Annotated in this window: 1 protein-coding gene and 1 tRNA gene; both read left to right on the forward strand. The window is 69.7% G+C overall.

Annotated elements, in window-relative coordinates; genetic code table 11:
* The first annotated feature begins 518 nt into the window (after window positions 1-518).
* A tRNA-Leu gene (locus ACFV6I_RS39570) sits at window positions 519-600 on the forward strand.
* Between the two features lie 139 nt (window positions 601-739).
* Window positions 740-1,612, forward strand: coding sequence for a Bax inhibitor-1/YccA family protein (locus ACFV6I_RS39575; protein ID WP_380431142.1), 873 nt, complete (start codon window positions 740-742; stop codon window positions 1,610-1,612).
* Window positions 1,613-1,628 lie beyond the last annotated feature (16 nt).

Below are 1,628 nucleotides of genomic sequence, written 5' to 3' on the forward strand. Positions count from 1 at the left end.
AAGTCGACGCTGACGTTGTCGAGGGCCACGACGCGGGTCTCCCCGTCCCCGTAGACCTTGTTGAGGCCGGTGGCGCGGGCGGCCGCCAGGCCGGTCCGGACGGCGGTTGCGGTCGACGTGGTCACGGGGGTGCTCCTTGGTGGTCGCGGGCTGCGGGAGACGCGCTGGGCGCCTGGACGGCCGGGCCGCCAGGGGCGCCCGGCCGTACCTCCATGCTCCGCCGTGTGATCATGAGTTCTCGTCGCTCCGCCGGACGGTTGGCCTGACCGCCGCTGGGCGTACGGCCAGGTGACGCCCTCCTCCTGGGGTATGACGCCGACCCTGAGCGCGGGTCGGTGGCCGGAACTCGTGCACTTCGTGGCCGAATTGCGGACTGTTCGTCAGATCGCAAGGAAACATGACAACTTCCCTGGCTGGGAACATGCGAAAGAGTGAGGCGGGCGACTAGGCTCTGGGGTGGCCCGCACCGGGGGTGGAGCGTTTCTTCTCCGGCCGATGGAGCGGCCCGTCCACAGGACGCCCGGATGGTGGAACGCAGACACGGGCAGCTTAAAACTGCTTGGCCGCGAGGCCGTGCCGGTTCGAGTCCGGCTCCGGGCACCGCTCGACTCGGGGGGGCGCCGACGGCGTCCCCGCCGGGAGTCGTTCAGTGATCCTCCTCGCGGCGTATCCCGATATTTTTGCCAAGCCATTACCCTGGTGGCTGGGCGGTGCAGTGCCGCCACGGAGGGAATGTGCAATGAGAAGCAGCAACCCGGTCTTCTCGCGGGAGGGGTCCTTCACCCGCGAGCCCGGCTACGCGGGGTTCGGTACCACCACGCAGGCCGGGGGCCAGTACGGCAACAACCCCTACGCGGGGACCCCTTACGCCCAGCAGCCGCAGGCGCAGGGCCCGCTGACCGACGAGCAGCTGTACGAGATGTACAACGGGCCGTCGGCCGGCCCCGCCGCCACCGGGCGGATGACGCTCGACGACGTGGTCGCGCGCACCGCGATGACGCTGCTGACCCTGGTCGCCGCCGGCGCGGTGGCCTGGTTCGCGCTGCCGTTCGAGCACTACGGCTACGCCGCCGGCGCCTCGGTGGTCGCCTTCATCGTCTACCTGGTCATCGCCTTCAAGCGCAGCGTCAGCCCGCCGCTGATCCTGACCTACGCGGCCTTCCAGGGCTTCGCGATGGGCGCCATCTCACATGTCTTCAACACCGTGCTGAACGGCATCGTGCTCCAGGCGGTGCTGGGCACGGCGGCGGTCTTCGCGGCGACGCTGTTCGCGTACAAGAGCGGCAGGATCAGGGTCACCGCGCGCTACCAGCGGATCGGCATCACGATCGCCATCGGCTTCGTGCTGCTGATGCTGGTCAACATGGTCGCGATGGCGTTCGGCGCCGACATGGGGCTGCGTTCAGGGCCGCTGGGCATCGTGGTCGGCCTGGTCGGCATCGGCCTGGGCGCGTTCTTCCTGTCGCTGGACTTCGCGGCGGTCGAGGAGGCCATCGCCCAGGGCGCGCCGCAGCGCGAGTCCTGGCGGGCGGCCTTCGGGCTCACCGTGGCGCTGGTCTGGATCTACATGGAGATGCTGCGCCTGATCGCGATCCTGCGCGGCGACGACTAATCGCGGTCCCTGTCTC

The organism is Kitasatospora sp. NPDC059803 (assembly GCF_042732255.1).
Classification (GTDB): domain Bacteria; phylum Actinomycetota; class Actinomycetes; order Streptomycetales; family Streptomycetaceae; genus Kitasatospora.

Bases quoted from the DNA above. Each gene is read 5' to 3' on its own strand.
- ACFV6I_RS39575 (WP_380431142.1), top strand. From the start codon at position 740: ATGAGAAGCAGCAACCCGGTCTTCTCGCGGGAGGGGTCCTTCACCCGC.